The organism is Thomasclavelia cocleata, assembly GCF_900102365.1.
In the GTDB taxonomy this organism is placed as follows: domain Bacteria; phylum Bacillota_I; class Bacilli_A; order Erysipelotrichales; family Coprobacillaceae; genus Thomasclavelia; species Thomasclavelia cocleata.
Genome location: NZ_FOIN01000067.1, coordinates 1 through 7,911 on the forward strand (window position 1 = coordinate 1; position 7,911 = coordinate 7,911).

The 7,911-nt window shown below is 27.3% G+C and carries 9 protein-coding genes, 1 pseudogene and 2 riboswitches; of the genes and pseudogenes, 2 read left to right on the forward strand and 8 right to left on the reverse strand.

Annotated elements, in window-relative coordinates; all coding sequences use genetic code 11:
• Positions 1–616: 616 nt before the first annotated feature.
• The 6 genes from BMW96_RS13445 to BMW96_RS13470 form a co-directional block, all read right to left on the reverse strand.
• Positions 617–814: a transposase domain-containing protein gene (locus tag BMW96_RS13445; protein ID WP_157796104.1), complete on the reverse strand. Its 198-nt coding sequence runs from the start codon at positions 812–814 to the stop codon at positions 617–619.
• Between the two features lie 163 nt (positions 815–977).
• Complete coding sequence (locus BMW96_RS14880; RefSeq protein ID WP_092357006.1) at positions 978–1,190, reverse strand: IS66 family transposase; 213 nt, start codon at positions 1,188–1,190, stop codon at positions 978–980.
• Between the two features lie 411 nt (positions 1,191–1,601).
• Entirely contained in the window at positions 1,602–2,018 is a 417-nt protein-coding gene (locus BMW96_RS13455; RefSeq protein ID WP_092357010.1) for a hypothetical protein, read from the reverse strand.
• 24 nt (positions 2,019–2,042) lie between these two features.
• On the reverse strand, positions 2,043–2,627 hold the full coding sequence (locus BMW96_RS13460; protein ID WP_092357013.1) for a hypothetical protein: 585 nt from the start codon (positions 2,625–2,627) through the stop codon (positions 2,043–2,045).
• A gap of 11 nt (positions 2,628–2,638) precedes the next feature.
• A complete protein-coding gene (locus tag BMW96_RS13465) occupies positions 2,639–3,328 on the reverse strand; it encodes a hypothetical protein (RefSeq protein ID WP_092357015.1) in 690 nt (229 codons plus the stop codon).
• Positions 3,329–4,472: 1,144 nt separating this feature from the next.
• On the reverse strand, positions 4,473–5,834 hold the full coding sequence (locus tag BMW96_RS13470) for an alanine/glycine:cation symporter family protein (RefSeq protein WP_092357018.1): 1,362 nt from the start codon (positions 5,832–5,834) through the stop codon (positions 4,473–4,475).
• Positions 5,835–5,890: 56 nt separating this feature from the next.
• A riboswitch (glycine riboswitch) is annotated at positions 5,891–5,970 on the reverse strand.
• 2 nt (positions 5,971–5,972) lie between these two features.
• Positions 5,973–6,047, reverse strand: a riboswitch (glycine riboswitch).
• 153 nt (positions 6,048–6,200) lie between these two features.
• Here BMW96_RS13470 and BMW96_RS13475 point away from each other — a divergent pair.
• Positions 6,201–6,623 carry a VanZ family protein gene (locus tag BMW96_RS13475; protein WP_092357021.1) on the forward strand — a complete coding sequence of 141 codons (423 nt, stop codon included), beginning with the start codon at positions 6,201–6,203 and terminating at the stop codon, positions 6,621–6,623.
• On the opposite strand, the gene BMW96_RS13480 is transcribed toward BMW96_RS13475, so the two are convergent.
• Entirely contained in the window at positions 6,617–6,910 is a 294-nt protein-coding gene (locus tag BMW96_RS13480) for a hypothetical protein (RefSeq protein ID WP_092357024.1), read from the reverse strand. The genes BMW96_RS13475 and BMW96_RS13480 overlap by 7 nt on opposite strands.
• 101 nt (positions 6,911–7,011) lie before the next feature.
• Between BMW96_RS13480 and BMW96_RS13485 the strand changes: the two genes are divergently transcribed.
• Positions 7,012–7,440, forward strand: coding sequence for a hypothetical protein (locus BMW96_RS13485; protein WP_092357027.1), 429 nt, complete (start codon positions 7,012–7,014; stop codon positions 7,438–7,440).
• A gap of 112 nt (positions 7,441–7,552) precedes the next feature.
• Here the strand turns inward: BMW96_RS13485 and BMW96_RS14285 are convergent.
• Positions 7,553–7,911 (reverse strand): annotated as a pseudogene (locus BMW96_RS14285) (hypothetical protein); the annotation flags it as partial.

The window sequence follows — 7,911 nt, forward strand, 5'->3', positions numbered from 1 at the left end:
ATACATTCTCGAAGAACAGGCAGGGCAATATTCAGCTTTAAGAGATTTTTCCAGATGAACCTCTTTAATATTTCCATCAGTTAAAATTTTGGTAATAATTATATCTTTATCTTCAATGTTTAAAAAATTCATGATATCATTAATCATATAGTTCCTTTCATAGTATCTAGACAATATCAATGATAAAAGAACTATAAAAAGAAACAACAACTAGTTAATTCCAGCTGTTGTTTTTTTAATGTCTTTTTTGTAAGGTCATCCCCCTAAAGTTGACCCCCAAAGTTGTCCCCTAAACTTGTGCCCCCTAAATTATTTGAATAGCCGGCGAGCCGGCGAGAGGGGGGTTCATCTTTTTAACTTTCTGTAAATTTCAGAAGATATCTGATAAAGACATTATAAGCCCCCAGTTATTTTAGACCAGTAAGAGAGAAAACAAAAAAGAGATTTCCCATAAAACTTATTCGTTTTGGAAACACCAGTGACTGATTAGATTATCAAAATAATAAATTTTTTTAAACACATAAATTTTTTATTTAAGGCTAAAATATCATATTATTTTAAATACTCTTATTTTTTTATGATTATCACCTTTTTTACTTTATACAAACATGATGATTTAAGATGATAGATTCTGAGACTGTAATTGATTGCATTTATCTATTCCTCCTGGATGATATACAATATCCACATTTGGCATCATTTCCAGCAGATATTCAATATAATCATAGAGTTCTAAGTTATTCACTTTTGCTGTTTCAATTAGTGAAAATGTTGTAGCACTTGCTTTGACTCCTTTTGGCGATTCTGTAAACACCCAGTTTTTTCTGCCTATCATAAATGGCCTGATTGTGCAAATTTATCATTAGTATTAGCCTGTCATTGATATATTCTCTTAATCTGGTTTCATATTTTAATGTATACTGAATTGCTTTTCCTATTTTTGAGTACACTAAAACTTTGTTTTGATTATCACTGCATCATAAAAAGAAGTCATCTAATATCAGTTTTGACTTTTCTTTTCTTATTTTTATCTTTTCTTCTGCAAATATTAAATCTGTCTCTTTTTCTATCGCAAACAACCTAGATATCTTATCTACTGCTGTCTTAGCGAGGGTATTTGATATATCCTGAATATCATCAGGCAGTACATCCCGAAAACGTCTTCTCAGATATGCCCAGCAATATGCAATGCATTTCTGATACCAACAATATGATTATAGCCCTGATAATCGTCTGTTATGGTCTTAGTTTTACATTTACTTTTTAGACTCAGTTTTTTAAGTAGCCTTATCTACCATTTAGTCTCATCAAGCTTCTGTTTGTACGCTCAAAAAATCACTACACCACTTCCTTCACCCATGACATTACTGTCAACGGCTTGTGATTCACTATACTTGGCAGTAACTACATATGGTTGGTTTTATCTTCAACCGAATTCATACCATGACTAGCACACTTTAAAGTACCACTCTTGACCCCACGGTATCGAATGGTACTTTTTTGACTATAAACAAAAATGAGAACACCAAAACCCTACGGAAATTTAAAAACACTAAATAGTTATTGCCTGCTTTTTATTGTTTACTAAAATTATCCACATTTTAAAGCATATGATTTCTAATTTTAAATAATGTGATTAATAAAACAATAACTACTACACCTATAAAAACTAATAGATTTATTAGTATATTATAATAAATATTTTTTAAAAACACCAAATAAAATATTAATCCCGCTATAAACAAAATTACCATTATAACTAAATCATAAATAATAATTTGTTTTTCTTTTACCTTTAATAAAACATATCCACAGTAGAACATCACAATACACGCAAGCATAATAAGCATTATATTAGCCACTTTATCATATGTTTGTAATTTTTGAAAAACTGTCTTTGATATTGATGATGCAGGACTCTTTAAATATAACTGGTTTTTCAAATAAAACATTAATAGATACCCAAATTGTAATATGACGATAATAGTAAGAAATGTATTATTAATTAATTTTTTCATTTATCTTTCCCCCAATTTTGAAATTTAAACTGTAAATGTATCTCCAGTATAATCATTTTCCCTAGTCTCTTTACATTGAACAGAAATAGCAATATTTATACTTTTAGTTCCTGCCCTCTTTACATCTGCTGATAATACTTCACCAGTATACCCATTTGTCATTGAATAATATTTACTAGACCACGAATAAATTGCCACAAGATTTCCATTAATATCATTATATTTATATTTAACTGTTACTTCTACTCTGTATTTTATTCCAGAACTATATGCACCATAAATCGTACATTTTTTTTGACTATCACTATACATGTCAACTGTCTCAACACTATTATTAACAATACATAGTATATTTAATGAATTAAATTTATTAATAACAGATTTTTCATCATTTGTATCTAATGGTAACATTATAGCAAAATATTTTTCTGTGATATTTTCTGAGTTCTCATCATATACCTCTATATTATTTCTATTCTCTATACTATTAATTACATCTGTATAAATTAATGAATCAGAATCATTTTCTAAAGCATGTAAATCTAATAATGAATTGCATATAAAAAACACTGTAATACTCAACAAGAATTTTATAAATACATTTTTCATAACTATCCTCCTTAAGCCTTAATAACTAAATTTTTATTTGGTGTGAATGAATCAAAATGTATTCTTGCACCTATCATACCTACTTGTCTACTTCCCCAAAAATAAACATATACATTTTTATAAGTCACACTACTTCCTGATATGCTCCTATTACTTGAAATCTCCCATCCAGATTCAGCAAAATATGTTCCACCATAATCAACAAGAATGGGGTCTTGGACATTAGTCCAACGTCCTGTCTCATAATTGTAAGAACCTTTGCATCTAATATAGTAACCAAGTTCCCCATGTGTTATAGATCCACTTGCTGTTGTCAATAGCGTATAAAATTGTCCAAAGTCTTTCGAAACTACTGTTGAAGCCCTAGATATTGGTTGACTTGTAGATGCTTTGAACTCTAATTCACTATCATATTCACCAATATACATGGTCAAACACTCTTTAGAAAAATATTTTAACAAATTATCCATATCATTATTATCAAACAATATCCTATTATCTTCTATAAATTTTCTTGTAATATCATCACCATAACGATCAAGAATGTGGACATTACTGTTGGTTGTTTGAAATAAATCATTTATATTTCTTATAATGTTGGGACATTTTTCAACTAATGAAGTATCCAATGCAGATACAGAACTACTATAAAAACTAATACTAATTAATAGCGTTAAACAAATAAGTAAAAATTTTTTCATTATTTTTCTGTTATGAAATAACCTTTTTCAAGCAAAAAATTCACAATAAATTTTATTTAAATATCCCATCAAAATTTTGTGACTACAAAATAATAATTTTTATACTAGCTAAACGCTCTATTATTTATTTCATTGTCTAACTCTATAACCTCTTTGTGTGGACTAATGCATATCTTACATACATAAAACTATATATGCAATTTATATGATTAAATCCATTTATTTTACTTTATAGTCCATTGATGTCTATTATTTTTATGGCTGTTTCATAACCTCTCCTTTCTTTTATTTTCTGCACTTTTATGCTATATACCCTATTTTAATTTGTAATATAAAAACACCTTACTTAATACAAATACACAAATTATATTGATTGCCTCTTTCGTCCTCATCTCTGAAATAATTCATCACTCTGAAGTATTTTTTATTTCAACATCATGATTATTTAGAACATAAACTAATTTACATGTTCTACTAATCAAATTTGATGCGATATTTATTGCATCTTTTCTAGCATTTTCAAGTAAACGCTACATCATCGTTAATGCCACTATATTACAGGCAATCATTTTCTTTTAATTATTAGTCAAAGAATATTCTAGACAGTCAAAATATTTATACCTAAATCATCAACATTCTTCTTTGTATTGTTAATGATTATCCGATAAATTTTATATTTTCTTAAAATATATCTTATTTTTCATAAACCAAACATAATTCATATGAATTCTTATAGTTTATATTTATAATAATCTCTTATTATTATGATAACAATTCTATAATTTATTTTTCAATTTTTTATGAATATTTTGGCAATTTAGAAGATCATTTTATACTATCTTTTTTATTCTAATAACTTTTTAATTCTTTCTCCAAGTAATAGTATGGTTAATGTAAAATATATTTTTCAAATAAAAACATATTACATAATTTATAATTATATAGGCCTATTTTAATTTTCAGATATCCGTACTGCTAATTTATTCTATTTTCAAATAATACTATTACCAATTTTAGTTTATAATAGTTTTATTCATTAATCTATATTTCTGGCAAGAGTAACATAATTTTGGCAAGAATAACATAAATTTTTATTTTATAATACTAAAATTAAAGAAAAACACCTATTAAATAAATGTTTTTCTTATCTTGCTTCTTTTATATAATTGTCTATTTTTTTAAAATATATTTTTGTCTCCATAATAACTTCTTTTCTTAAACCTATTAATCCAATCAAATTAGGAATAGCCATACATCCATTTACAATATCAGCCAGAATAAAAATAAATTCTAATGACATAAATGGTCCAATTGCAATAAAAACAATAAAAACAAACTTGTAATAAGGAATTGCTTTTAACCCCTTTAAATAATACATACATCTTTCACCATAATAATTCCATCCAATAATAGTAGTAAAAGCAAAGAAAATCAAGCCTATATTTACAATATACTTCCCTATTACAGGAATAAATAATCCCTTACTAAATGCCTGTGAAGTCATTGCAGCACCTTCTAACCCACTAGTATGACTATTAGTTAATAAAATAGCAATTCCTGTCATTGTACAAATAACAACTGTATCAATAAATGTTCCAGTCATTGAAACTAGTCCCTGTTCTACACATGAATCAGTTTTAGCCGCTGCTGCTGCTATTGGAGCACTTCCTAAACCACTTTCATTTGAAAAAATTCCCCGACTAATCCCTTTTTGCATTGCCATCGTCATTGTAATTCCAAGTCCCCCTCCTAATGCTGCTTGAGGATTAAATGCTGATTCAATTATTAACACAATTACTTGAGGAATAACATTAAGGTGCGTAATTAGTATAACAACAACTCCGCCAATATATAATAAACACATTAAAGGAATTATTTTTTCTGCCACATTAGCAATTCTTTTAATCCCTCCAATCGTAATAAAAGCAACTGCTATTGTTAATAATAAAGCAGTAATAATTGGCGGTACATTAAATGATAACTGCATTGCATCCGAAATTGATTTAACTTGAGTAAACGTTCCAATCCCTAACAATGCTACAGCAATACCAAAAAAAGCAAATATTTTAGCAAGCCATTTACTGCCAAAACCTCTTTCAAGATAATACATTGGTCCACCAGCCATTTGATTATTTTCATCTTTAACACGATAACGGATCGCAAGTAGACCTTCAGCATATTTTGTAGCCATTCCAAAAAAAGCTGAAACCCACATCCAAAACAAGGCCCCTGGTCCTCCTGATACTATTGCTGTAGCAACACCTACAATATTCCCTGTTCCTATCGTTGATGACAGTGCTGTACATAATGCTTGAAAACTAGATACATCTCCTTCATTATTATCTTGTTTTTTAAAAATACAAGAAAAAGCAAGTTTCAATTTTGTTAATTGTAATAATTTTAACTTATATGTAAAATATATGCCTGTTCCTAAAAGTAAACAAATTAGTGGTATTCCCCATACCATTTCATTAATCTTTTTTAACAACTCTGTAAAAAACTCCATAAAAAAACTCCTTCTTAAAAATTAAGTCGGAATTAATAATGAAAAAACTATTCATCCCTCTGTCCTTTTACCTGAGAGTTTCACCTATAATTAGGTTTGCTCCTTCGGTGCTTAATTTAATAAGTCTCTCCAGAGGTTCGTCCAATAGCGATCCTTTTACCTGAAATCTTTAATTCTTCGGTGTTCAATTAGAATCTCTTTCGCCATTATCATCCGATATATACAGATGTATTATACGTATTTTGTAGATAATTGCAAATATTTTTTACTATTAATATTTATAATCAAAATATTAAATTTTCTTTATATGACATTTTTATTAATATTATTTGTAAAAAATATATTTATTTGAAATAAATAACAAATATGAAAAAGCTGAAATATTTTATTCCTGCCATAATCTGGATGATTTTTATTTTCATTATGTCACATACTAATGGTAATGAATCATCTAATCAAAGTAATTTTATTGTTAAAATAGTATTAGAATTTATTAATATTAATCACGAAACTCTGTCATTTATGATCAGAAAAATAGCTCATATGAGTGAATATGCAATTCTCTTATTATTTATCTACTATGGCTTATATAAGACAATTACATATAAATACCAATTATTAATATCTTTGTTAATAACTTTTATTTATGCTTGTAGTGATGAGTTTCATCAACTATTTATCCCTGGTCGTAGTGGTCAATTTATGGATGTTTTGATTGATACTAGTGGTGCCTTGATTATGTTATTAATTATCTATTTATGGCAAAAAAGAAAGAAACCTAATCAGTAGGGTTTCTTTTCATTTTGAAGTTTTTCAATACTTACTTTAAGTTTGTCAACTGCTTCTTTTAATATATCTAAATCATTTTGATTATTATCTTGAATATCTTCAAAAGATTGTACTCGTTCTTCTAAAACAGCTGCCCATGATGCATTTGAAGCTAATATGTCTCCAACCACATTAAACCATGCACCTAATGCTGCTTGTTCATTAATTGTAAAATCATTTGTTAATAGATATCCTAGAACCACTGCTGTTCCTGTAAAACTACATGGATCTAAATTTGGAATATACATAGTTTTTCTCTCACCTATTTTATACTATGTATCAATAAAAAAATAGTTAAACATTAGTATATTTATTTTTATCTTGTACACACTATTAATAGGTGAGTAAAATGAATGATGATGTTAAATTATTAAACTTTATTTATCAAAATTCACAAATGGGTGTTGAAACAATTGATCAGTTAGAAAAAATTGTTGAAGATAAAGACTTTAAAAGATATTTAAAAGAAAAGTATGAAGGTTATTGTAAGATTCATAAAGATGCTAAAGAAAAGTTAAATAGTCATGGATATGACGAAAAAGGTATAAGTTCTTTTGAAAAATTACGTACATATTTAATGATTAACATGCAAACATTAACTGATAAATCTACTACCCATATTGCAGAAATGATGATGATTGGTAGTACTATGGGAATTGTTAGTGCTATTCGTAATTTAAATGATTATAGTAATGCAGACAATGATATTATTAAGTTAATGGAAACATTAAAAGCATTTGAAGAAAAATCATATCATGATTTACAAGTATTTATTTAATAAAATTTAGATTCGTTAATAAATATTATTGTAAAAATTTAATTTGATTTTATTATTTAGTTTAATTTGCAAATCAACATTAAAAGACAATCACTCGATTGTCTTTTAAACATTAATTACTATTATCTATTCTTTCCTTAAATACTTCAAATTCATCTTCTTCAAATATATATTTGCTTATTAACTTTAACTGTTTTTCACTTAATCCTTCTACCCATTCACTGCATTCCTGATGATATCTTCCTTCAATCTGTTCTTTAATCATTTCAATAAGCATCTCTTTTTTTCCTATCGCTATTCCTTTTTCTATTCCTTGTTTTTCCCCTTGTTTTATACCTATTTCAATTCCCTCTTCTAATCCCTTATTATGATACTCATCTTTAAATGATTCTGTTCTTATTCTCGCTAATGCTAACTGATTCGCTATTGACCACATTGGCTCATTATTTCTAAACTTGTCATACATCTTTA